Source organism: Micromonospora sp. CA-248260, assembly GCF_050942205.1.
Lineage (GTDB): Bacteria > Actinomycetota > Actinomycetes > Mycobacteriales > Micromonosporaceae > Micromonospora > Micromonospora antibiotica.
Window position 1 is genome coordinate 4,690,677 of sequence record NZ_CP192021.1, and the last position, 22,949, is coordinate 4,713,625.

The 22,949-nt window shown below is 69.2% G+C and carries 18 protein-coding genes and 4 pseudogenes; 8 read left to right on the forward strand and 14 right to left on the reverse strand.

What is annotated here, in order from left to right; translation table 11 throughout:
- Positions 1-87: 87 nt before the first annotated feature.
- Positions 88-1,425 (reverse strand): ricin-type beta-trefoil lectin domain protein, encoded by a 1,338-nt coding sequence (locus ACQP2H_RS20180; RefSeq protein ID WP_357537510.1) that lies wholly within the window; start codon positions 1,423-1,425, stop codon positions 88-90.
- Positions 1,426-1,802: 377 nt separating this feature from the next.
- On the opposite strand from ACQP2H_RS20180, the gene ACQP2H_RS20185 reads away from it, so the two are divergent.
- Positions 1,803-1,982 carry a cellulose binding domain-containing protein gene (locus ACQP2H_RS20185; protein WP_219463483.1) on the forward strand — a complete coding sequence of 60 codons (180 nt, stop codon included), beginning with the start codon at positions 1,803-1,805 and terminating at the stop codon, positions 1,980-1,982.
- Positions 1,983-2,064: 82 nt separating this feature from the next.
- Here the strand turns inward: ACQP2H_RS20185 and ACQP2H_RS20190 are convergent.
- The 8 genes and pseudogenes from ACQP2H_RS20190 to ACQP2H_RS20225 all read right to left on the reverse strand — a co-directional run.
- Positions 2,065-2,247: pseudogene (locus ACQP2H_RS20190) on the reverse strand (IS701 family transposase); the annotation flags it as partial.
- A gap of 312 nt (positions 2,248-2,559) precedes the next feature.
- The gene (iolB, locus tag ACQP2H_RS20195) at positions 2,560-3,384 is read right to left on the reverse strand and encodes a 5-deoxy-glucuronate isomerase (RefSeq protein ID WP_433233602.1); all 825 of its coding nucleotides are present in this window, start codon (positions 3,382-3,384) and stop codon (positions 2,560-2,562) included.
- A 46-nt stretch (positions 3,385-3,430) separates the two neighbouring features.
- The gene (locus ACQP2H_RS20200; RefSeq protein ID WP_219463485.1) at positions 3,431-4,615 is read right to left on the reverse strand and encodes a glycoside hydrolase family 88 protein; all 1,185 of its coding nucleotides are present in this window, start codon (positions 4,613-4,615) and stop codon (positions 3,431-3,433) included.
- Positions 4,616-4,699: 84 nt separating this feature from the next.
- Positions 4,700-5,377 carry a hypothetical protein gene (locus ACQP2H_RS20205; RefSeq protein ID WP_219463487.1) on the reverse strand — a complete coding sequence of 226 codons (678 nt, stop codon included), beginning with the start codon at positions 5,375-5,377 and terminating at the stop codon, positions 4,700-4,702.
- A 5-nt stretch (positions 5,378-5,382) separates the two neighbouring features.
- Positions 5,383-6,279, reverse strand: coding sequence for a carbohydrate ABC transporter permease (locus ACQP2H_RS20210; protein WP_219463489.1), 897 nt, complete (start codon positions 6,277-6,279; stop codon positions 5,383-5,385).
- Positions 6,279-7,142, reverse strand: coding sequence for a carbohydrate ABC transporter permease (locus ACQP2H_RS20215; protein WP_308290840.1), 864 nt, complete (start codon positions 7,140-7,142; stop codon positions 6,279-6,281). The genes ACQP2H_RS20210 and ACQP2H_RS20215 overlap by 1 nt, the downstream gene beginning before the upstream one ends.
- A gap of 116 nt (positions 7,143-7,258) precedes the next feature.
- Positions 7,259-8,563 (reverse strand): ABC transporter substrate-binding protein, encoded by a 1,305-nt coding sequence (locus ACQP2H_RS20220; RefSeq protein WP_219463492.1) that lies wholly within the window; start codon positions 8,561-8,563, stop codon positions 7,259-7,261.
- A gap of 42 nt (positions 8,564-8,605) precedes the next feature.
- On the reverse strand, positions 8,606-10,606 hold the full coding sequence (locus ACQP2H_RS20225) for a DUF2264 domain-containing protein (RefSeq protein WP_433228492.1): 2,001 nt from the start codon (positions 10,604-10,606) through the stop codon (positions 8,606-8,608).
- Between the two features lie 654 nt (positions 10,607-11,260).
- Between ACQP2H_RS20225 and ACQP2H_RS20230 the strand changes: the two genes are divergently transcribed.
- A complete protein-coding gene (locus ACQP2H_RS20230; protein ID WP_219463496.1) occupies positions 11,261-12,400 on the forward strand; it encodes a substrate-binding domain-containing protein in 1,140 nt (379 codons plus the stop codon).
- A gap of 476 nt (positions 12,401-12,876) precedes the next feature.
- Here ACQP2H_RS20230 and ACQP2H_RS20235 read toward each other — a convergent pair whose 3' ends face one another.
- Complete coding sequence (locus ACQP2H_RS20235) at positions 12,877-14,226, reverse strand: ricin-type beta-trefoil lectin domain protein (protein WP_308290841.1); 1,350 nt, start codon at positions 14,224-14,226, stop codon at positions 12,877-12,879.
- Positions 14,227-14,793: 567 nt separating this feature from the next.
- Here ACQP2H_RS20235 and ACQP2H_RS20240 point away from each other — a divergent pair.
- Positions 14,794-15,174 (forward strand): annotated as a pseudogene (locus ACQP2H_RS20240) (transposase family protein); the annotation flags it as partial.
- Here the strand turns inward: ACQP2H_RS20240 and ACQP2H_RS20245 are convergent.
- Entirely contained in the window at positions 15,136-15,477 is a 342-nt protein-coding gene (locus ACQP2H_RS20245) for a hypothetical protein (RefSeq protein WP_357537708.1), read from the reverse strand. The pseudogene ACQP2H_RS20240 and the gene ACQP2H_RS20245 overlap by 39 nt on opposite strands.
- 118 nt (positions 15,478-15,595) lie before the next feature.
- Between ACQP2H_RS20245 and ACQP2H_RS20250 the strand changes: the two genes are divergently transcribed.
- On the forward strand, positions 15,596-16,426 hold the full coding sequence (locus ACQP2H_RS20250) for an IS5 family transposase (protein WP_219463508.1): 831 nt from the start codon (positions 15,596-15,598) through the stop codon (positions 16,424-16,426).
- Positions 16,423-16,830, forward strand: a complete 408-nt coding sequence (locus ACQP2H_RS20255; RefSeq protein ID WP_357537621.1) for a hypothetical protein — start codon at positions 16,423-16,425, stop codon at positions 16,828-16,830. The genes ACQP2H_RS20250 and ACQP2H_RS20255 overlap by 4 nt, the downstream gene beginning before the upstream one ends.
- Positions 16,831-17,201: 371 nt before the next feature.
- On the opposite strand, the gene ACQP2H_RS20260 is transcribed toward ACQP2H_RS20255, so the two are convergent.
- Complete coding sequence (locus ACQP2H_RS20260; protein WP_219463511.1) at positions 17,202-17,879, reverse strand: TetR/AcrR family transcriptional regulator; 678 nt, start codon at positions 17,877-17,879, stop codon at positions 17,202-17,204.
- 274 nt (positions 17,880-18,153) lie between these two features.
- On the opposite strand from ACQP2H_RS20260, the pseudogene ACQP2H_RS20265 reads away from it, so the two are divergent.
- The 3 genes and pseudogenes from ACQP2H_RS20265 to ACQP2H_RS20275 form a co-directional block, all read left to right on the forward strand.
- A pseudogene (locus ACQP2H_RS20265) lies at positions 18,154-19,131 on the forward strand (MMPL family transporter); the annotation flags it as partial.
- A 180-nt stretch (positions 19,132-19,311) separates the two neighbouring features.
- Positions 19,312-20,307: an MMPL family transporter gene (locus ACQP2H_RS20270; protein WP_357537710.1), complete on the forward strand. Its 996-nt coding sequence runs from the start codon at positions 19,312-19,314 to the stop codon at positions 20,305-20,307.
- Between the two features lie 88 nt (positions 20,308-20,395).
- Positions 20,396-21,044: pseudogene (locus ACQP2H_RS20275) on the forward strand (Tn3 family transposase); the annotation flags it as partial.
- Between the two features lie 425 nt (positions 21,045-21,469).
- On the opposite strand, the gene ACQP2H_RS20280 reads toward ACQP2H_RS20275, so the two are convergent.
- Both ACQP2H_RS20280 and ACQP2H_RS20285 read right to left on the reverse strand, forming a co-directional pair.
- On the reverse strand, positions 21,470-22,153 hold the full coding sequence (locus ACQP2H_RS20280; RefSeq protein WP_219463516.1) for an SDR family NAD(P)-dependent oxidoreductase: 684 nt from the start codon (positions 22,151-22,153) through the stop codon (positions 21,470-21,472).
- Positions 22,154-22,271: 118 nt separating this feature from the next.
- Positions 22,272-22,925 (reverse strand): NAD(P)-dependent oxidoreductase, encoded by a 654-nt coding sequence (locus ACQP2H_RS20285; protein WP_219463518.1) that lies wholly within the window; start codon positions 22,923-22,925, stop codon positions 22,272-22,274.
- Between the last annotated feature and the right edge of the window lie 24 nt (positions 22,926-22,949).

The following is a 22,949-nucleotide window of genomic DNA, read 5'->3' on the forward strand; positions in this document are numbered from 1 at the left end:
ATCCCGGCCCGGCGGGGTGGCGGCCGAAGGAACTGGCCGCCACCCCGCCTCACCGCCGTGCCATGGTGGTACGGGGTTGTCGGACCGTCAGCTACGGGTAGCCCATTGCTGGTTGCCGCCTCCGTGGCACGCCCACAGGTTGAGTTGCGTCCCGTTGGCGGTGCCGTTGCCGACGGCGTCCAGGCAGAGTCCCGACTGGACGGAGGTGATGGTCCCGTTGCTGTTCCGGTTCCACTGCTGGTTCGCGCCGCCGTTGCAGTCCCAGATCTGGACGACGGTGCCGTTGCTGGTGCCCGATCCGCTGGCGTCCAGGCACTTGTTGCCGTAGACGGTCAGGGTTCGGTTGGCGGTGTGGGTCCAGCGCTGGTTGCTGTTGCCGTGGCAGTCCCACAGCTGCACCCGGGCGCCGTTGCTCGTGCTGGAGTTGGCGACGTCGATGCAACGGCTCGACTGGCCGCCCGCGATCATCACGTTCGCCTGGCCGGCCGGCGGCGTGGTCGGCGGCGTGGTGGTCGGCGGCGGGGTCGACCCGAACTGGGTGAAGAACCGCCACACCTCAGGCTTGACCCAGCTTCGCGCGCCGCTCTCACAGCCGGCACATCCGTCCACCGGGCCCTGCTGGTGGCCGCCGTCGAACGGGGCCCAGGCCACCGGGTAGCCGGCCCGACACGAGTAGGTGGTGATGATGTGGGTCAGGCTGCCCCGCGCGGGCTCGGGGGCGTTCTGCGCAGCGCAACCGTTGTTTCTGAGCCACCTGTCGCGTAGTGACCGGCCGCTTTGAATGTTGTCGTTGATGCCGTGAATTCCCAGGTACGCCACGGGCTGGGTCCCACCGCTGCAACCACTGATCTCGCCGGGGGCGGCGATGGCCGCGACCGCGCGGAACACCGTCGGCCGCGAACACGCCAACGAGTAGCTCATCGCGCCGCCGTAGCTGAACCCGACCGAGAAGCGTTGCGTGGTGTCGACGCAGAGCGCGTTCTCGATCACGCGGATCATGTCGTCGGTGAAGGTGACGTCCTCGCCGTTGGTGTTGGCCCAGCCGTTGTTGATGCCCTGGGGGGCGACGAAGATCGTGGTGTTGTTCGACTGCGACAGCATGCCGTAGTAGGCCCAGGCGTAGCCGTCGGTTCCGCCCGAGGCGACGGCACTCGCGGTGCCACCCAGCCAGTGGTAGCCGAAGGCCAGCCGGTGCGGGTAGGTGTTGTCGTAGCTGTCGGGGAGCCGAAGGATGAAGCTGCGGCTCTTGCCGCCGCTCTGGATGGTGTGGGTGCCGCTGTTCAGTCCCGGGGCCTTACCGCAGCCGGCAGTGGTGGCCGCCGAGGCCGGTGGGGCGTCGGTGAGGACGTACGCGCCGACGGTGACCAGGACCAGGGCGGCCAGGATCGCCCCTATCCAGGGGGCCGAGCGTTTACGAGGTGACACAGAGTCGACTCCTTACGGGGAAGCTGCCGTCCGGCTCGGGTGTCAAGCCGGCGACCGCTACTTGAGCCACACCCGGCTGGACGTGAAGGCGTCACCGAAGCGCCGACGTCAACACGGACGGCGGTCGAAGCGGCGGCCGCAGACGTCGACCGGCCCGGTGTCATCTCAGCCCTCCGGACGGGACGCGGGCAGGTATATATCGATGCCTATATTCGTATGACGTACGACGTTCGTCAAGTCCCTGCTGCTGTGGGCCATCAACCAGCAACGCATCGCTTACGGCCAGACCGTCACCGTCGGCCCACCCATGACCGCCGCCGGCCGCCGCACCATCGCCCTGGACCACACCACCGCACGGGTGGACCGTGCGGTGGACCATGGCCGCAGGGGCCACGATCAGCCAACTGTGGAACGGCACGCTGAGCACCAGCGGTTCGTCGGTGACGGTGCGCAATGCCGCGCACAACGGTTCGCTGGCCGCCAACGCCTCGACCACGTTCGGATTCCTCGTCAACGGCGCACCGGCCACGCCCCCGCTGACCGTCACGACGCCATAGCACGCCGATCAGGGTGCGCCGGGTGGTGCGCCCATCACACGGATCTCAGGAATGCCCGCGTGCCCCGGTGTCCGTCCTGCGCACGGCCGGTCAGGATGCCGGGGGTACGGGTGATCACGCCGTACCCCCGAACTGCTGCTTGCGGCGGACGTAGACCCCACCCGGCCAGCTCGTCGAGCATCTCCAGGGCCATCATCCACTTCGGCCGGTATCGCTGGTCCACGACCAGCTACGATGCCGCCCGTCGTCGGATCTGGTCGATCTGGCAGTTGGCGACCTTCCGAGGGTGCCGGAGTACTGCCGGGCCGCACGCTCCGGGGCCTTGCCGTCCTTGAGGAATCCGGTGCTAGGACGGATGTCCCCACACCGCAACGGGGCTCCTCGGCACCGCTCCCGGTCCTGGGCGGTCAGGGGCCCAAGGTTCGTCGCCCACGGACAGAGGTGGCGACTCGGCCCGGGGGCGGCGTCGGGCGAGGTCAGCGCCGGCCTGGTCGCGGTGGCCTGGTCCATCCCACGGTTGTCGCGGGTGACCGTCGCGACCAGGCCGTCGAGGTGAACAGGGTGTTCAGGGCCGTCGCTACAGACCCAGGCTGCGCAGGGTCGGCACGGTCTGGCCCACCCAGGCGAGATCGGCGTCCTCGCGGGCACCCTGGGTGCGTTGTGTGCCGGCCAGAAACCACAGGAAGTAGGTCGTGTAGCCGGGCGCGCTGACCACGGTGTGGTAGCCCTCGGGCATCATCTGCATCAGATGCTCGCGGATGGTGGCGTTTTCCTCGTACCCGTCGTCGGTGTAGACCCGGCTGATGCCGAACCCGTCAACCGGGTTGACGCGGTAGTAGTACATCTCCTCGTGTGCGGCCTCGGCGGGAAGGTCGTCGACCCGGTGCCGGTGCGGCGGGTAGGTGCTCCAGTTGCCCGAGGGCGTGTAGGTCTCGCCGACGATGAGCCGGCGGGCGGGCAGGTCCGGTTGGGCGATCTCGGTGAGGATCTGGTGGTAGGTGCGGCCGAAGTTGGCGGCTCCCCAGCGGCCGGTCGCGACCTGCTCCGGCGCGATGACGTAGGGCTCGGTGGCCAGCTCACTGGGTGCGCTGGGCAGGGCGATCTCCACGGCGGTGACGGCCTCGACGGTGATCGAGGAGCCAGCCGGGAGGTAGACGGAGTGCGGCTTGCCGAAGAAGACGTCCGGACGCTGGCCGACCTGCGGGAAGTGGTGGCCGGCGACGGTGAAGTCGGCGGTGCCGCCGAGAATGACGGCCAGGATCTCCCGATCACCGGACTCGCCGGTCCAGGACTCGCCGGCCGACAGCCGCAGCAGGGTGAAGTCCAGCAGCCGGCAGGGATTGAAGGGCAGCGTGTTCCGGCCGTCGGCGGCGGGGATGGAGCAGTGGTAGCGGTAGTCCATGGTCACCTTTCGGAGGAGGCGGGGCAGTACGGGTCCGTCGCGGCGGTCACCAGGGGCTGGTCCAGCCGGGGATCGTGGCGCGGGTGAGGGCTTCCAGGTAGAAGTAGTCGCCCCACAGGGTTCCCTCGTCGACGCCGACGCCCTTGGGTTTGTCGTAGACGCCGTGCAGGATCAGCGCGTTCGAGACCTGATGGCCGCCGGTGGAGTAGTGGTCGATGAGCGAACGCAGGATCTCGGCGGCGGCTGTGCGGTACCGGCCGGCGCTGGCCGGGTCGGTGAGGTTGTCCGCGAGTTCGAGCAGGCCGCAGACGGCGATGGCCGCGGCGGAACTGTCCCGTTCCTGGCCGCTGCCGTCGCCGAACTCCAGGTCCCAGTACGCGACGTGGTCGGCTGGCAGGTGGGCGAGGAACCGGTCGGCGCAGGCGCTCGCGGCGGCGAGCAGCGCGGGATCGCCGATGTGCCGGTGGTTGAGGCTGAACCCGTAGATGCCCCAGGCCTGCCCACGGGCCCAGCAGGAGTGGTCGGCGTGGCCCTGTTCGGTCTCGCCGCGCAGCGGCACACCGCTGTCCGGGTCCCAGTAGAAGGTGTGGAAGGTGGTGCCGTCCGGGCGCAGGATGTGCCGGCGCAGTTGAGCGGTGTGCCGGCGGGCGGCCGCGGCGTAGCGGTCGTCGCCGGTGGTGTGGCCGGCCCAGAAGAGCAGTGGCGTGTTCATGAGGCTGTCGATGATGGTACGGCCGCGTTGGCGCGGATCGTCGAGGTCGCCCCAGGCCTGGATGATACCGGCGGGTTCGAGCACGCGGGTCATCAGGTGGTCGGCGGCGGCGAGAGCCGCGTCCCGGGCCTGCGGGTCGCCGGTACGGCGGGCCGGGTTGACGCAGGCGAGGGTGTAGAGGAACCCGAGGTCGTGGGTGTCGAGGTCGATGCCGTGGTTCACTCGCGACGCGAAACTGTCCACGTGGGACAGGGCGGCCCGCAGGTGACGGTCGTCACCGGTCAGGTCGTGCGCCAGCCAGAGCATGCCGGGCCAGAAGCTGGTGGTCCACCCGACGTTGGCGCCCTCGGGCTGGCCGGCGCTCGGTGGCCGGAGCGGGTAGCGGTCGGCGTCGGTGGTGTCCGCGGGATACCGGTCGCCGAAGGTGACGATGTTCGCGTCGACGGTGCGTACCGCGGCGGCCACCGCAGCCGCCAGAGCCTCGGCGTCGGAGTGGAGACGGACGTTGGTTGCCGTCATGGATGCTGTTCTCCCTCGTGGGTCCGGTCCGGTGCCGGGCAGGTGTGTCATCGACGTCCCCGCTCGCTGGCCGGAACGTGGTGGTCAGGTGCGCTGGGCTGCGGCCGTCGACGGGTCGAGGACGGCCCGCAGGGTGAAGCGGCTGTTGGCCCAGACGACGTAGAGCAGCGGCGCGGCGGCGAGGCCGAGCGCGATCGCGGGCCGGGCCGCTAGGAGCTGGACGAGCAGCGCAAGCACGAGCAGAGACGCGACGGTGAGGTACCACCGGCGCACCGCCAGATATCCGCAGGCACTGGCCACGTCGCGCAGCGGCGCGGTGGGTCGCTCGGCGACGGTCACCAACCCGAGCAGCGTGGTCGCGACGGTGAGGACGATCAGGGTCGCCAGTACCGGCAGGGCGAGTGCCCCGACCCGGTGGCCCCACGCGGCGCGGGCGTCCACGGCGAGCACCACCAGGGCGGCCATGGCTACCGCCGTCCAGAGCATCGCCGGCCGGGCGGTGGCTCGCCAGGCACGTCCGTAGGTGCGCAGCACGCCGCCGGAGTCGCCTGCGGAGTAGGCGGACATGACCGCGAAGACCGCACAGAGCCCGGGCGCGCAGAGCGGGGCGGTCAGCGCGTAGAGCGGCCAGGAGCGCGCCGCGTCGGTGGTGAACGCGAGGGTCACCATGGGCAGGCAACCGAGCACCAGCAGCAGGTTGGTGACGAGCGCGACGTGGACCCCGTCGAAGACGGCGGTGATGGTGTGGTGGCGTGGCCGCATGGACCTCACCCCTTCAGTCCGGTCGTGGCGATGCCCTCGATGAAGTGGCGTTGGCCGAGCAGGAAGATGACCGCGACGGGCAGCACGGACAGCACGGAGCCGGTCATGATGAGCGCGTACTCGGCGTTGTACTGGGAGATGAAGGTGTTCAGCCCCAACTGGATGGTGCGCAGCTCCGGACTGCGCAGGTAGACCAGCGGGCCGAGGTAGTCGTTCCAGGTGGTCACGAACGTCAGCAGGGCCAGGCTGGCGAGCGCCGGCCGGGACAACGGCAGCATGATCCGTCGGTAGATGCCGAACTCGCTGAGCCCGTCGACCCGCGCCGACTCGCTGAGTTCCTCGGGGATCGTCTCGTAGAACTGCTTCATCAGGAACACGCCGAACGCGCCGAACGCCTGTAGCGCGACGATCGACCACAGGGTGTTCGACAGGTGCAGCTTCGACATGAGGATGAACTGCGGGATCATGTACGACTGCCAGGGCACCGCGATCGTTCCCACGTACGCCAGGAAGAGCATGTTGCGGCCGGGGAAGCGGACCCGGGCGAAGCCGTAGGCGGCGAAGCTGCCGGTGAGCACCTGCAGGACGGTGACGAGCACCGACAGCAGCAGGGTGTTCCACAGCCACGTCGTCATGTCCGAGCGCTGCCAGATGTCGAGGTAGTTCCGCCACACCACGGGATCGGGCAGCCAGGTGATCGGGATGGTGAAGACGTCGTTGTTGGTCTTCAACGACGCCGCCACCATCCAGTAGAACGGCAGCAGCAGCCCGACCGCCGCGAGCACGAGGGTCACGTACCCCACGAGCCGCCAACCCCGGAGCCTGACACGTCGGGTGGGTGTCCCGCGGTGGCCGGGCGCGGCGACGGCCGGTGCGGGCACGGAGAGGTCGGTCGCGGTCATCAGCTGTTCCTCCGCTTGTTGACCATGAACTGGATGACCGTGATGCCGAAGCAGATGGCGAACAGGACGATGGAGACCGCCGAGGCGTAGCCGAACTGGTTCTCCTCGAAGCCCTTCTGGTAGATGTACTGCGAGAGCACCAGTGTCGACTGGCCGGGCCCGCCGCCGGTCATCACGAGAATGAGGTCGAAGACCTTGAAACTCTCGATGGTGATCAGCACGGTGACGAAGAAGGTGGTGTGTCGCAGGCCGGGGAGGGTCACGTGCACGAACCGCTGCCACGCTGTGGCGCCGTCGGTCTCAGCCGCCTCGTAGAGCTGGGCCGGAATGGTCTGTAGGCCGGCCAGGAACAGCAGCATGTAGTAGCCCATGTAGCGCCAGGTGCCGACGATGATGACCGCCGGCATCGACCAGGTCGACGACGTGGTCCAGCCCGGCGGGTCGTCCACCCCCACGGCGCGCAGGAGCGCGTTGACCGGCCCGTACTCCGGACTGAACAGTTGGTTCCACACGATCGCGATCGCCACGATCGAGGTGACGTAGGGGAAGAAGGCGACGGTACGGAAGAACCGCACGCCGCGCAGTCTGCGATTGAGCAGCAGCGCCAGCCCGAGTGCGGCCGCGAGGGTCAGCGGGATGTGGAAGACCGTGTAGTAGACGGTGTTACGCAGCGCGGTCCAGAAGCTCGCGTCGCCCCACATCCGCCGGAAGTTGGCGGTGCCGGTCCACTCGGCCACCCCGAAGACGTTCCAGCTGGTGAAGGCCACGTAGAACAGCACCGCGACGGGTAGGAGGGTCAGCACGGCGAAGCCGACGAAGTTGGGCAGGATGAACGACCAACCGGCGACCGTGTTGTGCCACACCAGACGCCGGTTCCTGGGTCGCGTGCGCGGCAGTGTTGCCATAGGGATTCTCCGGGGGCGTTCGACGTGGCGGCGGGTCCGGCAGGCAGTTCAGCCGCGCCGGGCCCGCCGTGAGTTCACTGGTTGAGGACCTCGTTCTTGGCGCGGGTCTGCGCCTCGCTCAGCGCCGCATCGACGCCCTTGCTGTTGGACAGGATCGCCGAGTGCGTCTCGTTGAGGAGGTTCTGCAGACCGGCGGTGTGTTTCGAGACCGGGTTCTCCGGCTTGATGGTGTGCTTGGCGTAGGCGAACTTCGACAGGTCGTCCTGCGGTACGCCGTCCAACCCGAACAGCGTCGCGGTGACCGCGTCGGTGACCTGGGCCGGGGTGATGCCGATCCCGGCCAGCGCCTTGCCGGCATCCGGGCCGGCCGCGTACTGGAGGAATGCCTTGGCCACGGCGACCTTCGACTTGCTGATCTTCGGGTTGATCCCCAGGCCGGTCGGGTCACCGAAGGTGACAGGTGTGGCGGAGGTGCCGGTGGTGGACTTGTCGAACTGCGGCACCGGGGCGATCCCCCACCCGAACGTGTCGGCGTCACCGCTCTTGCGCTGGTTGAGCAGCGTCGCCACGTACCAGGTGCCCATCGGCAGCAGCGCCGACTGCTGCTTGCCGAACTGCGCCTGGTAGGTGAGCTTGTTGGTCTTCGCGGTGCCGAAGGTCGGCTGCGCGCCGGCCGCCTGCAGGTCCAGCGACCGCTCGTAGTACGGCTTCAGGTAGCCGAAGTCCCCGGAGAGCAGGTCCGCGCCGGGGGTCTGGGCGAGCGCGAATCCCTGCACGGTGGACTGGAAGGTGTGCTGGTACGCGCCGGTCGCGTTCGAGCCGGCCGCCTTCAGCCCGGTGTGCAGTCGCTTCGTCGCGTCGGTGTAGTCGTCCCAGGTCCAGCTGCCGTCCGGCGGTGCCACCTTCGCCTTCGCGAACAGGTCCTTGTTGTAGAACAGCACCCACGAGTCCTGCCGGTACGGCACCGCGTACGCCTTGCCGTCCACCTGGAACGACGCGAGCGCCGGGCCCGAGCCGAGACCGGAGATGGCGTCGGAGACGTCCAGCAGCTGACCACCGCTCTGGTACGTGTAGAAGTTCTTGAGGTTCTTCATCACGTACAGGTCCGGGGCGGTGCCGGCGGCCAGGTCCGTGATCATCTGGGTGTCGTAGTCGTTGCCTGCGGCGTACTCCTTGAGCTCCACCGTCACGTTCGAGTGGGTCGCCTTGAAGCCGTCGGCGAGCGTCTTGAACTCGGGCGTGGACGACAGACTCCAGCCGGCCAGGGTGATTGTCACGGGGGCGTTGGGGTCGACTGGCTCGTCTCCGCCGCCGCAACCGGCGAGAACAAGCGTCAGGGCCGTCGCGGCGCTGATGACGGCAGGTATCGCGCGCTTCATCCCTTTCTCCTTCAGGTCAGGGGCCCGGACGGGCCCGCACTGCTACCAGGCCACCGCGGTGGGCCCGGCATGTTCCGTGTCCAGCCGGGTCGACGTGCTGACCCCGTCGGGCCAGTCGACGGCCAGGTGGAGGCCGTGGGCGGCCTCGTCGGCCACGACCCGGCACGCCTGCCCGGCCGTGGCTGCCGGGGCCCTGGACAGCTCGAGAAGGGCGACGACCCATGCGCCCGGCCGGACGGGGTGGTCCAGCCAGGGCACGACCAGGTCGCCGGCCAGCGGCCCGCCGTGCGGAACAACGGTGGCACCGGCCGTTCCGCCGCCGTGAACGCTGTCGAGCCTGCTGGTCAGGCCGGCCCCCGTCACGGCCGCCACCCGGTCACCCAAGGTCGCCGTCGCGTTCCCGGCAACGGCCCAGCCGCCGATCCGCAGCCGCAGCGCAGCCGCCCCGACACCGTCGGCGAGGTCGTCGACGCGGGTCAGCCGGAGTTCCCAGGGGCCGTGGACCAGCGAGTACACCGTGAGGTGCCCGGCCGGTCGGGACCGGCCCCGGCGGCCGCCGCCGTGATCGCGTTGACCGGGATCCGGGTCGACCCAGTGGGCGAGGGCACGTGATCCGGCCACCCCGACGCCGTCGGTGTCGACGTACACGGTCAGCAGGCGCATGCCGGCGCGGTGGGTGACCCGACCCGCGTCGTCGACGAGGGTGACGGACTGGTCGAGCGGACTGACCCAGCCGCTGTCGTCGAGGACAGGGCTGGTGGCGGTGGAGTAGCCCAGCCGGGCGTAGAGCGGGGAGTCTCCGACGGTGGCGCCCTCGACGGCGTGGTCGGTGCCGTGGTTGACGACACGGACGACCCCGTCGGCGCGGGTGCCGGAGACCAGCCAGCCCGGCGCGGGTATCGCCCGTACCGTGTCCCGCTCCTCGACCGGGAGCGGCTCCTCGACGGCCGTCCAGACGGGATGGTCGGCGGGCAGCGCGATGCCGAGCAGACCCTTGCTGGCCCAGTACGGCGAGCCGGGCCCGGAGTACGACTGCGCCAGTCGCGGCCACGGCCCGTGCCAGCCGAGGGTGAGCAGGCCGCGTTCGTCCACGGCGCCGTTGGCGACGAAGTGGCGCACGATACGGGTGGCCGCGCGGCGCAACTGACCGGGGCTGACCGAGGACACGCCGGCGATGGCCCCGACCCAGAACGGCGCCGCCGCGGCGAATCGGTAGGTCAGGCTCCGTCCCTGGATCAACGGTGATCCGTCGGCGCCCACGAGCGCGACCGCATCGCTCAGGAAGCGGTCGAGGCCGGCCAGGTCCCGTTCGCGGCGCTGCTCGGCGAGGCCCGCGGCGCCGGCCATGCGCGCCCACAGCGTCGGGTACAGGTGCAGGGCCCAACCCACATAGTGGTCGTAGGCGCGGTCTGATCCGTCGGACATCCAGCCGTCGCCTCGGGCGAAGCCGTCATGGGTGCGCAGGTCCTCGGCCATCTCGTCGAGCGAGTGCGGCCCGCCGACCGAACGCAGGAACGTCTGGACGACCAGCCGGAACCAGACCCAGTTGATCCGTGGGTACGTGTCGTCGCCGACCGCCGGGCGCAGATAGTCCACTACCCGCTCCCGCACCACGGGCGGCAACCGGTCCCAGATCCACGGACGGGTCAGGTCGAGGACCAACGCGATGGAGGCGGCCTCCACCTTCGCCTGGGGGTGCTCGTCCAGGCGCACCCAGCGGTCCGGACCGCTCGGGTCGGTGCCGGCGGCGATGCCGGTCGTGTACCGGTCCACGAGTTCGTCCACGCCCACTCCCCGGGCACCCGCGATGCGGAAGCCGGCCAGCAGGAAGGTGCGAGCGAAACCCTCCAGGCCGTCGACGGCCCGTCCGTAACCGCCCGCCGGCCCGGGAAAGGTGACGAGGGCGTGGCCGGGCGACGCGAACGGCCGGACGGCGGCGAGCATCCGGTCGGCGAGGGCCAACCAGTCATCCCGGTGCCAGGTCGCGGCGGGGGCGGCCGGGTTCGTCCCCGGTGTCGGCCGGCCGGCCGTCCCGAACGTCATCCGAGGTCCTGTCGCATCAAGCCGTCTCCGTGAAACGTGGCGAGCGGGGCGTTGCCCATGAATGTGACGTGCAGACATCCACCGGGTTTCCGAAGTAAAACGCTCACATCAGAGCAAGTCAATGCCGTCCTCAAACCGATGTGGACACAACCGATCAAAGAGGGAAACAATACTGCTTTGACCGGCCAAGTGATCTGATACGATCACCATCGTTCATAACCGCTCTACCGTCCGAGGGGTCATGACCATCGCCGACCGCTTCGCCGGCCCGCTGGCTGCGGCGCGGCGCGGTCACCGGACGGAACCACCGGGACGGATGTTCGCGTCGCCGCAGGACGCCTGGTGCCTCGACCCGGGCCAGACGACCTCGCCGCCCCCACAGCCACCTGCCCGTGGCCGGCCAGTCATGGCTCGGCGGCGGCCGCGCCCGGCCGCCGCGCCGGGCGGCGCCTGGCCGGCTCGGCGACGGTCGGCAGCCGGGTGCGGCGTCGTGCGCCGCGACGATCCGGCGGAGCACGACTCCTATGCTCTTCGACGGATGGGAGATGAGCTGATCCGGCTCGCGGTCGACGTCACCGCGTTCGACCCGGCCGGCGAGCCCATCCGCACCCCGCACGAGCTCCCGCCGCACCAAGCGTTCCCCGGAGGTCCCCCATGACCAAGGACAGTCCTGTCGTCGCCACGACGGAGGGCTCCCGAGGGCCGCTTCAGGTCGCCCGCCGTCAGCAACTGTTGGCAGCCCTGCAACGGGACGGCTCGATGCGCGTCTCCGACCTGTCCCACGCGCTGGGCGCCGCGCCGGTCACCATCCGGCGTGACATCGCGGAGCTGGCCGCCGAGGGTCTGGTGCGCCGCGTCCACGGTGGGGTCGCCCTGATCCTGCCGGACGACGCCCCGGCAGCAGACGAGGCACCAGTCGCCGGCCTGGACCCGCTGGTCGGACGCGCCCTCGGCATGCTCGTGCCCTCATTGGACTACTACTGGCCGGACGTGGCCCGCGGCGTCGAGGGAGCAGCCCGCGAGCTCGACATGCGCGTGGTACTGCGCGGCTCCTCCTACGACACCGAGGACGACCAGCCGCAACTGGCCCGGCTCGTGGAGCGGATGGGCGTCGACGCGCTCATCATCGCGCCGAGCATGGACGCGCCGAGCGCCGAGCGCACCATCGAATGGCTCGACCAGGTCGGCATCCCGGTCGTCCTGCTGGAACGCACCGCCACGGTGGGCAGCCACCACGCGGTCATGGAGTCAGTGGTCACCGACCACGCACTCGGTGCGGCCATGGCGGTACGCCACCTCACCTCGCTCGGACACCGCACGGTCGGCCTGGTGCTCGATGCCAACAGCCCCACCAGCCAGCACGTACGGCGCGGCTGGCTCGACGCCACTACCGAGTGCGGCCTCGACCCGGACGCGACGGTGGTGGCCGTGGTGCCCGACGCGCGGTCACCGGAGCGGGACACCGTACTCAACGACGTCCTCGACCGGTGTCAGGCGACCGGGACGACGGCGCTGCTGGTGCACGCCGACGCCGAGGCCATCGCGCTGGTACAGCACTGCGAGGAACGGCACCTCTCCGTTCCCGGCGACCTCTCCATCGTGGCGTACGACGACGAGGTCGCCGGCCTCTTCAGCCCGCCGCTGACCGCGGTCCGACCGCCTCGACGCTCGATCGGACGGGCCGCCGTGCGTCTCGTCGCCGACCGGCTTGTCGACCCCGACCGCCCCACCCACCGGATCGTCATCAGCCCGTCACTGCGGATCCGGGGATCGACCGCGCCGCCACCCGCGTAGGTGCTCCACCTCATCCTCGGCTCCCCCGGTCACCGTCCGCCCGGCCGATACGGCAATGCTGGCCGACGCTCCTGGTCTGCCAGTCTGAAGAGGTCAGATCGATCCGGCGCCATCGGCTCACCGGCAGCACGCCTGGTGGCTCGGCGTCGGCTTCGGAATCGAGATCCACGACGAGCTCCGTGTTTCGTTGATCAGTGGGGCAGGTCAGGTGCGTGTGCGGCAGGTGGTGCGGGCGTCGGCGTACCAGGCCGTAGTGAGAAGTCCTGCCTGGTGCCGTGACCACGAACGTTCACGGTGTCGGATGACACGCCGTCGTGCCTGTCGGCTGGAACCACGACTCGGACACTCCCCGTGACGAGCCGAGGAACTGTCCGGTCCGGGCTGGCCCGCCGGGCCCGGACCCGTTACCGCGCAGGCCCGCCGGGCCCGGGCCCCTCTCGGGCCCGGACCGAGTCCGGCCCCGAGAGAGGTGGCGGTCAGCTACGCAGACTCCATCGCTGGTTGGAGCCGCCGTTGCAGGACCACAGGATCAGTTTGGTGCCGTTAGCCGTCCCGGCGCCGTTCGCGTCGAGGCACAGTCCGGACTGCTGTCCGGTGATCGTGCCGTTGGAGTTGACGTTCCACTGCTGGTTCGGCTGGCCGTTACAGTCCCAGATGATCACCGTCGTGCCGTTGCTCGTACCCGCGCCGTTCGCGTCCAGGCACTTGCTGCCGTACACCTGCAGTTGCCTGCCCGAAGTGTAGGTGAAGCGCTGGCCCATGGCGGTGCCGCAGTCCCAGAGCTGCACCTGGGTGCCGTTGTTCTGGGTCGAGTTCGGCACGTCCACGCAGCGGTTGGACTGCGCGCCGACGATCTGCTGCCCGGTTGCCGGCGGCGGCGTCGTGGGTGGGGTGGTGGTGGGTGGGGTGGTGGGTCCGTCGGGGCTCAGTGAGGTGATGAATCTCCACACCTCTGCCTGTGTCCAGGATTTGGCGCCGGGTGCGTAGGGGTCGGCCGAGCCGTCGACGGCGTTGGGGGCGTGTGGTCCGTCGAAGGCGCCCCAGACGACGGGGTAGCCGGTGCGGCAGCCCGTGTACCAGGTGACGATGTGGGTGAGGCTGCCCTGGGGTGGCTCGGGCGGGTTCTGTCGGGTGCAGCCGTTGTTCTGGACGAACCGGTCGCGCATCGACCGTCCGCCGGAGATGGGGAGGGTGCCGTCGCGGAGTCCGTGGATGCCGAAGTAGGCGATGGGATCGGTGCCGCCCTGGCATCCGCTGAGGACCCCGCCGGAGTAGACGATGACGCCGCGGAAGGTGGTGGCGCGGGCGCAGGCGATGGCGTAGGTCATGGCGCCGCCGTAGCTGAAGCCGGAGGCGAACAGCTGGGTGGTGTCGACGCACAGGCCGCCTTCGATCTGCCTGATCATGTCGTCGACGAAGGTGAGGTCCTGGCCGTTGGAGTTTCCCCAGCCGTTGTTGATGCCCTGGGGGGCGACGAAGATCGTGTTGCCCTTGCCGTACTTGTCGACGCGCAGTCCGTAGTAGGACCATTCGATGCCGCTGGTGCTGCCGTTGTCGACCTGTTCGGCGGTGCCACCGACCCAGTGGAAGGAGAAGACCAACCGGTAGGGGTGGTTGCTGTCGTAGTTGTCGGGGATCCGCAGGATGTAGCTGCGGTTCTGTCCGCCGCTGGTGATCGTGCGTTTACCGCTGGTCAGGGTGGGCGCCTTGCCGCACCCGGCGGTCGCGGCCAGCACACCAGCACCAGCGGTGGAGGCTGCGGAGGCGAGTCCGCCGCTGATGGTGAGGCCGGCGGCCAGGGTGAGGGCGACCGCGGCGGCTGCCACGGATGCCAGGGTTGCTCTGTGTTTCACGACCATTCAACTCCTTCTATCAGGAACATCCCGCCCCCGGTTTCGGCTACCCGCCTGCCTGGGTGGTCGGGTTTGGCTGCCCGTCCCACGCCTCGCCGTGGCGGCAGGGCTCCCGGCCCCGCCGGGCGGGAGCCGCACCTGATCCGCCGGCACCGACCCAGGACGGTACGGCGAGGACCGGCCTCCCGCTGTCGGCCCACCGCCGCTACCGGCGTACGACCCGCGATCACGGACGGCCGCGATCACGCCGAGGACGGGTGAGCCGGACGTGGCGGCGTGGACGGGCACCGATGGGCGACTGACCGCGTACGCGGGGCATACTCAGACAGGTCTCCGCAGGCTCGACGAATCGATTCGCCACACCGTACGGTCGGCATCACCGGACCGTCAAGTGATGAACGTCAATGCATATGTCGAGGTGCCGACCAGCGACGGCAGGCGCTGTCGCGTTGGCGGATCGGTGGGCACGCCGAGCCCCGCCAGTGGGCGCTGGTCAGATTGCTCCGGCGAGTTCGGTGAACGCGGAAGCCACCCGTAGAGAGGGCTCGGACTCCTGAAGGGACGGCCGCCTGTCCGGACTGCGCGGCCGTGACGGACCGGGTGCACGGGTATCACCAGTGGAGCCTCGCGGACGTGTCGGTCGATGCCCGGCCAGTGGTGCTCCGGGTACGCGTACGTCACCTGGCATGCCCGACGCAGGGCTGCCCACAGACGTTCCGTGAACAGCTTCCGGCTGTTCTGGAGCGTTACCAGTACCGCACACCCCGGTTGATCTCCCAGGTCGCTACGGTGTTGCGTCATCTGGCTGGCCGGGGCGGCGCTCGCCTGTTGTCAGTCCTGGCGATGGTCGTCATGTCCCGACACACCGCCCTGCCGGCGCTGCTACGCATACCGCCGACTGAGCGGAGGGTGCCCCGCGTGCCGCATCTGCGCCTGGTTGTCGGTGTCGTAGGCGAGTTCCACGAGACCGACGGGCTCGGCCGGCAACTTCGGGTAGAGCGGGGTGAAATCGAAGCCGGAGGCGCTGGTGCGCAGCAGTTCCTGCCCATCGTCGATCGCTTGGGTGAACCGCAGCATATCGGCCCGGTCGCGGTTGATCGAGTCGAGCAGGTCCCGCACCTCGCCGGCCACGCCCTCCCGGATCTTGATGAAGTATCCGCCGCGCAGGGCCGGGTTCGCGCTTGCCTCGACGTGAGAGGGCGGTCCGAGGATGTTCGAGTTGATCTATGGCTTGTATCCGGTTGAAGGGCTTTCGGCAGGTTCGTCGGTGATCGCTACCACTCGATGCGTGGAAGGTGAATCCTGGTCGTGACCGACGGGCGGTAGTGGCGTTAGGTCGGTCATGGGTGATCGAAAGCCGTACCCGAGTGACCTCACCGACGAGCAGTGGGCGCTGATCGGGCCGTTCCTGCGGGCGCGGAAGACCAAGCGGGTCTCGGTGTCGGGCCATCAGGGTGACTACGACCTGCGGGAGATCGTGAACGCGATCTTCTACCAGAACCGGACCGGGTGTCAGTGGGCGTACCTGCCACATGACCTGCCCCCGAAGTCGGCCACCTACTACTACTTCGCTCTCTGGCGCGACGACGGCACCGACCAGACGATCCACGATCTACTGCGCTGCCAGGCTCGGGAGAACGCCGGCCGGGCCGAGGACCCCAGCGCGGTCGTGCTGGACACCCAGTCGATCCGCGCGGCGAACCATGTCCCGGCTGCCACGACCGGCAAGGACGCGGCGAAGAAGGTACCGGGGCGTAAGCGGGGCCTGGCCGTGGACGCCCTGGGTTTGATCATCGCGGTCGTGGTGACCGCGGCGTCGTCCACCGACAACGCCATCGGCGTTCGACTGCTCGACAAGGTCGCCACGCACACCCCGACGGTCACCCGCGCCTTCGTCGACGCCGGGTTCAAACAGGACGTGGCGCTGCACGGCGCCGTGCTGGGAATCGACGTCGAGGTCGTCAAACGATCCGACACCCGGCCCGGGTTCGTGCCGATCCGCAAACGGTGGATCGTGGAGCAGGTCAACGGCACGCTGATGCTGCACCGCCGCCTCGTGCGCGAGTACGAGAGCCGACCGGAATCGGCGGTGTCACGGACGGTGTGGGCATCGACGGCAAACATCGTGCGCCGGCTGACCGGGACCACCACATCCTCCTGGCGACACCGGTGAACCTTCCCACGCTGCTCGACCTGATCGCCGAACACGAGGCCACCGCACGCCAGGCCGCCGACCGGCTCCGCGAGCAGATCACCACACTCACCACCGAACTCACCCGCGTCGAGGGCGAACTGGCCGACCTGAAGACCACCCGCACCACCCTGCGTGCCCTCGCCGCCGCCGAGTTCACCGCCGACGACCCGACGATCGCCAGCGCCCCCTACCAACAGATCCTGGAAGTCCTCACCACCGCCCCGACCGGCATGCGCGCGAAAGGCATCTGCCTCGCGCTCGGCGTCGAGCCCTCACCGAAACACGTCGAAGGCGCCCGCGCGAAGCTGAAACGCATGGTCACCCGCCAGGTCCTGACCGAAGACGAACCCGGAGTGTTCACCCTCGCCCCGAAACGGACCTAATGTTCCGAACCGTCCTCTGATAGGACCGGCCGGCGCAAGATCCCTCACCACGGCCAGGCCGCCGCGACCAGGGCGGACGTAGTTCTCGGCACCCACAGCGTCGACGGGTAGCGGACAAGCGCGTGCTGGCTCTGGTCAAGGCGTTCCTCAAGGCGGCATCCTCACCGAGGTCGGTGGTTGCGCGGACACCCATACCGGAACGCCGCAGGGGTCTTTATGCTCAGCTGAACATAATGAACCCTATGAACAGTGCTGGGTTATGCGCAGCGGTGGTCTGTTGGTCCTGGTGAGGCGGACAGGGGAGGCAGGGTCTTCTCGCGAGATCGTCACAGTGACCTCTTCGGCACAGCCAGCAGAGTATTTGAGTGTTGTCAGCCTGCCCACCGGTGCGGGCCCGGGCCCGCGGCTGTGGCGTGGGTCGTGGACGCGGGCACGCTGAGGACGGCGCGCGCGGCGGCGATGACGAACGATTTCTCCTCGGCGGTGAGTCGGCGTCGCTGATCGAACGACGTTCGAGGGGTGCCGGCGCATCGTTCTGCCGTGGTGCCGGTCTCCGCCGCGGTCAGCACGCCGGCGTGGATGACACCCACGACGCATCGCCCACGCAGTACGGCGGCTTGGTCGGTGCCTCCGCCGATGGCCTTTTGGAGGGTGAGCACGCGTTCGGGAAGGCGCAGTCGCCGCAGCTCGCGGGCCACCGACGGGTCTCCGAACAGCGAGCGCAGCAGCGCGGCGTGCTCGTCGAAGATGTCGACCAGGCGGGCCAGGAGGTCGGTGGTCATCGTTCCCGCGGCGTTGAGGTCGGCGACGAACGCATCGTGTTCGCCCAGCGGGGGTGTCATCAGGGCGTGCAGCAGCTCCTCCTTGGAGGAGAAGTGGTAATACAGGGAACCCTTGGTCATCTGGACCTGCTCGGCGACATCCTGCACTGACGTGCCGGCGTATCCGCGCTCGACGAACAGCCGTCGGGCCACGTCCAGGATCCGCCGGCGGGTCTTCTCCGCCGCACTTCCCACGGTCCGCGCCATTGCCACCTCCCGTACTGCCATCCGAGCCTGGGTGTTGATCCGATGCCAGACCGTGGCCGACCGGCCGTGGCCACGCGCTCAGCAAACCGGCTGTTCCCCGGCGACGCAAACCGCCTGATCGCCGCGTGCGACCGTCCGCCGTCGGAGCGAACGCGGTCTCAGCCAGTTCACAGGAACGTTGGTTACCTTGCGCGCGAACATACCGACCGTTTGATTAAAAAGGGGGTCCGGCATGGCAGGGGTCGCACGCTGGTGTTTTCGTCGACGGCATGTCGTCGTGTTGCTGTGGGTAGCGGTGCTGGTCGGCCTCGGAGCGCTCAGCCAGGCCGCGGGAAGCGCCTACTCCAACAGCTTCTCGCTGCCCGGCACTGATTCCAGTAAGGCACTCGACCTGCTCAGGTCAGCCTTCCCGGCGCAGGCCGGCGACTCCGACACCATCGTGTGGCGGGTGTCCGCCGGGTCAGTCCGCGACCCCCAGGTCCAGCAATCGATCACCGTGATGCTGGACAAGGTCGCCGACGCGCCGTCGGTCGCCGCCGTCAAGAGCCCTTACGTCGCCGGCGGCGCGGCGCAGATCAGCCCGGACGGGCATACCGCGTACGCCACGGTGAACCTGGAAGGACTCGCCTAGGAAGTCCCGAAGGCAGATGTCGAGAACGTGATCTCGTTGGCCGAGTCCGCGCGCACCGATAACGTCGCGGTGGAACTCGGCGGCAACGCGATCCGTCAGGTCAACAAGGTCTCCACCTCGGTGTCGGAGGTCGTCGGTGTCGTCGCCGCGGCGGTGGTGCTGCTCATCGCGTTCGGTTCGTTGCTGTCGATGCTGTTGCCCCTGGTCACCGCGATCGTGTCGCTGTTCGTCAGCATTCTGAGCATCGGCCTGTTGAGCCACGTCGTCACCATGAACGACATCGCGCCGACCCTGGCCGTGCTCATCGGCCTCGGCGTGGGCATCGACTATGCGCTGTTCATCGTCTCCCGGCACCGCAGCGGCCTCAAGGCAGGGCTCACCGCCGAGGAGGCGACGGTACGAGCGCTGAACACCTCGGGCCGAGCCGTCATCTTCGCTGGCCTCACGGTCTGCGTCGCCATGCTCGGCATGCTCGTGCTACAGCTGTCGTTCCTCACCGGCATCGGCATCGCCGCGGCGGTGATGGTACTCATCAGCGTGGCAGCGGCGACGACCCTGCTGCCCGCGATGCTCGGCATCATCGGTCACCGGGTGCTGAGCCGGCGGGAACGGCGCCAACTCGCCGCCGAGGGCCCGCGCGACGTATCCGGCCAGGGCTTCTGGGCCCGCTGGGCCACCTTCGTGCAGCGGCACCCGCGGCTTCTCGCACCGGCCGCGCTGGCCGTCATGGTAGCGCTGATCATCCCGGTCTTCTCGCTGCACCTCGGCTCCTCCGACCAGGGCAACGACCCGGCCGGCACGACCACCCGCAAGGCCTACGACATGCTCGCCACAGGGTTCGGGCCAGGCTTCAACGGGCCGCTACAACTGGTCGCCGCGACCTCCTCCCCCGCCGACCAGCAGGCGCTGGCCGGCCTCGCGAACACCGTCAGCAGGACGCCCGGCGTCGCGGCGGCCATCGCACTGCCGGCACAGCCCGGCGCGAAGCTCGGCATCATCCAGGTCATCCCGACCACCTCACCGCAGGACTCCAAGACCAGTGACCTGATCACACACCTGCGCAAAGACGTCATCCCCGCCGCCGAGGCGGACACCGGGCTGCGCGTGTACGTCGGCGGCCAGACCGCCATCTTCGATGACTTCGCCGACGTCATCACCGCGAAGCTGCCGCTGTTCATCGGTGTCATCGTCGGCCTGGGCTTCCTCCTGATGCTGCTCGCGTTCCGCAGCGTCGTGGTATCGCTGACCGCGGCGGTGATGAACCTGCTCGCGGCCGGTGCCTCGTTCGGTGTGGTGGTCGCGTTCTTCCAGTGGGGGTGGGGCTCCGAGGCGTTCGGAATCGGCAAGGCCGGCCCGGTGGAGGCGTTTCTGCCCGTGATGATGCTCGCCATCCTCTTCGGGCTGTCCATGGACTACCAGGTGTTCCTGGTCAGCCGGATGCACGAGGAGTGGGTGCACACCCGCGACAACCGGCGTGCGGTCACCATCGGTCAGGCCTCCACCGGCCGCATCATCACCGCTGCGGCAACGATCATGATCTGCGTCTTCCTGGCCTTCGTCTTCGGCGGCCAACGGGTCATCGCCGAATTCGGCGTCGGCCTGGCCAGCGCGGTGCTCATCGACGCGTTCGTGCTGCGGACACTACTGGTGCCAGCACTGATGCACCTGCTGGGCAAGGCCAACTGGTGGCTGCCGACATGGATCGACAGGTGGCTCCCACACGTCTCGGTCGAACCGGCCGACGACGCCGCTTCGGCCACCGGTCAGACACCCGCCGCAGACCCGACGCACCAGACGATCCCGGCGGCATCGGCCTAATGCCCCTGAGCCGGTCGTCGGCCTCAACCTCGTCACGCGAAACCGGATCCCGCAGGCGCGACCGAGCGGGATCCATACCGCAACGGCACCGGGCGAGGCCGCCGACGCGCTCGCGGCGGCTGATGACGATCTGCACACCGCCCTCGCAGACCTGCAGGCCCAACTCGCGAAGGGCAACCGGGCGACGTCCGGATCACCGACGACGGCGAGCTGATCATCCCGCCTCTGACGGCTGAGGACGTACCCGCCGAGACCGACGCGCTGCGTGCCGAGCTGGCCGGGATGCTGCCACGGGCGCCGATCGCGTCGGTGCTGGTAGAGGTCGACGCCCGGATCGGGTTCACCGACCACTTGGTGCACGCCGGTGAGAAGTTCGCCCGGCCGGCGGAGCTCAAGCGCAGTCTGATGTACGTGGTCATCGCGGAGGCCACGAACCTGGGCCTGTCCGCGATGGAAGAGTCGTACGACGTGCTCGCCTGGACCGCCGAGTGGTACCTCCGGCCGGAGGCCCTGGAGGCAGCTAACGCCACGGTGGTCAACTACCACCATCGGCTGCCGCTGACCCGGGCGTCCGGCTCGGGCACCCTGTCGTCCTCGGGCGGGCAGCGGTCCCGGTCAAGGGCAAGAGCATCACCGCCCGGCACCTGCCGCAGTACCTCGTCCACGGGCAGGGCATCTCCACCTACACCCACGTTTCCGACCAGCACTCGACCTACGACACGAAGGTGATCCTGGCGCACATCTGGCCGACCTACCACGAGAACGGCACTTCTACGGCACCGACTCCGTCGACATCGACGGCGAACTCTCCCAGCTCGACGCCGACGGCTACCGGCCGCTGCGCCTGGCCCAGGTTGCCACGGCAAGTGGCTGACCGGACTCCGGTGACGGACGATGCCCGCCGACTGGTAAGTCGGCGGGCATCGGTGTGCCGGTGGGGCGCTCACGCGCAGCAGCTGCCGCGGGCCGACTGGTTGAGGGCTGTCAGGCCGGTAACGGGGCCTGCAGGGTGCCGGGCTGTTCGGTCAGCGCGGCACCCTGCAGGCCGGCGTCATCGCAGCCACGGATTCCGCCCCCGGGGCCCTGCAGAACATGCGCTGCATCTTCCTGGGGCAGCCTCCGTCGTCCCGCCGAGGGGCGTATGCAGATCAACGGCGTGTACTCAGGACGCGGGTTGCTCGCTGGGGAAGAAGACCTTCTCGACCTGGTCGTGGTGGGTGTGCAGCTCCCAGTACAGCGGCGCGATCTCTTCCGGTGCGGTGGCGCCCGGCTGGCGGCCGAGCCACGCACCGATCGCTATGTGACCGACCTGTACTCCTCGAGGAGCGGCGGCGGCGTGCAGACCATGGGCCCAGCTGCGTAGCCACGCCGCGGCCGGGGCGACGTTGCCGAACATGTCGTGACCCATCTCGGGGCGTACGGAGGAGGCGCCGGTGGTGAACAGGATCGTGCCCGAGCCTCGGGCGAGCATCTCCGGCAAGACCTCGTTGACCGCTGCCACGGCGCCGTGCACGTAGAAGTCGAGCTGGATCTGCACGTTGTCGTGGGTCAGCTCGGTGGAGGAAGCCATCGGCAGCGTCAGGTTGGCCGGCGAGTACTCAAGGACATCGATCTGCCCGAATCGCTGCTTGACCGCCGCGAGGCCGGAGACGATCGACGGCCGGTCCAGGACGTCGGCCGCGAAGGCCGCCGCTTCGACGCCTTGGCCGGTCAGTTCGGCCACGACCGCCTCCAGGTTGGCCGGGGTACGCGACAGCAGCGCGACCTGGTGGCCTTGGCTGCCGAAGGTCTGGGCGATGGCGAGCCCCATTCCGGGACCGGCACCCATGATGGCGATGGTCGGCATGACTTCTCCTTCGATGACAACAGCGTTGTGGACAGCGGGTTCGGTCGGGGCCGAGTGCCGCTGGGAGTTGATGAGGCGCAAGAGGAGCAGGCGGGGCACCGCGTACCACTGGCCGATGTCAGTCGCTGATTCGCAGCTCCTGCCGCGCGTATCGCAGGTCCTCGGTCTGAGCGAGGATGAACTGCGCGAGATCGGCCCGGGCGATGCGCGAGCCGACCCGGTCCCCGGATCCGGTCCTGGTGCGCACCTTGACCCTGCCCGATCCCGGCTGGTCGTTGGGTGCGGTGACGACCACGATGGCCCAGTCCGAATCCGAGCCACGAACGGCCTCACCCACCTGAACCGTCTCGTTGACCATGGAGCGGGTAGCGGGCAGCAGCCCGAACAGGGCGAAGCTCGCGCTGCGCAACGCCCGCAGCAGGGGATTGCGGGGAATCACGATGCTCGGCCCCCAGTTGTAGACGAGCCTGAGGGCCCGGTGTGCGCGCATCGCGGCCAGGATAGTGCCCGTTCCCGACGCGAGAGGCACCTCCCGTGGCCCGCCGAGGATCTTGGGGCTGAGGGAGGCGAGGACGGCGTCAGCGCCGCGGGCGGCGTCGGCGACGACCACCTCGTTGGTCAACTCGCCCTGCGCGACCCGCAGCCGGTCGTGGCGCAGGGCGAGCTTCGCCGGATTGCGCATCAATGCCACCATATCGGGCCAGACCGCGAGCGCCTGCTCGACCAGATGCACGCCGGTGTGGCCGCTCGCGCCGAAGATGGCCAGTTTCATCAAATCTCCCCAAGCCTGGTCCGC

Excerpts from the sequence above, each read along its gene's own strand:
- ACQP2H_RS20185 (WP_219463483.1), top strand. The coding sequence starts at position 1,803 with ATGGCCGCAGGGGCCACGATCAGCCAACTGTGGAACGGCACGCTGAGC.
- iolB (WP_433233602.1), bottom strand. The coding sequence starts at position 3,384 with ATGGACTACCGCTACCACTGCTCCATCCCCGCCGCCGACGGCCGGAAC.
- ACQP2H_RS20200 (WP_219463485.1), bottom strand. The coding sequence starts at position 4,615 with ATGACGGCAACCAACGTCCGTCTCCACTCCGACGCCGAGGCTCTGGCG.
- ACQP2H_RS20205 (WP_219463487.1), bottom strand. The coding sequence starts at position 5,377 with ATGCGGCCACGCCACCACACCATCACCGCCGTCTTCGACGGGGTCCAC.
- ACQP2H_RS20210 (WP_219463489.1), bottom strand. The coding sequence starts at position 6,279 with ATGACCGCGACCGACCTCTCCGTGCCCGCACCGGCCGTCGCCGCGCCC.
- ACQP2H_RS20220 (WP_219463492.1), bottom strand. The coding sequence starts at position 8,563 with ATGAAGCGCGCGATACCTGCCGTCATCAGCGCCGCGACGGCCCTGACG.
- ACQP2H_RS20225 (WP_433228492.1), bottom strand. The coding sequence starts at position 10,606 with ATGACGTTCGGGACGGCCGGCCGGCCGACACCGGGGACGAACCCGGCC.
- ACQP2H_RS20230 (WP_219463496.1), top strand. The coding sequence starts at position 11,261 with ATGACCAAGGACAGTCCTGTCGTCGCCACGACGGAGGGCTCCCGAGGG.
- ACQP2H_RS20250 (WP_219463508.1), top strand. The coding sequence starts at position 15,596 with ATGGGTGATCGAAAGCCGTACCCGAGTGACCTCACCGACGAGCAGTGG.
- ACQP2H_RS20260 (WP_219463511.1), bottom strand. The coding sequence starts at position 17,879 with ATGGCAGTACGGGAGGTGGCAATGGCGCGGACCGTGGGAAGTGCGGCG.
- ACQP2H_RS20270 (WP_357537710.1), top strand. The coding sequence starts at position 19,312 with ATGCTCGCCACAGGGTTCGGGCCAGGCTTCAACGGGCCGCTACAACTG.
- ACQP2H_RS20280 (WP_219463516.1), bottom strand. The coding sequence starts at position 22,153 with ATGCCGACCATCGCCATCATGGGTGCCGGTCCCGGAATGGGGCTCGCC.
- ACQP2H_RS20285 (WP_219463518.1), bottom strand. The coding sequence starts at position 22,925 with ATGAAACTGGCCATCTTCGGCGCGAGCGGCCACACCGGCGTGCATCTG.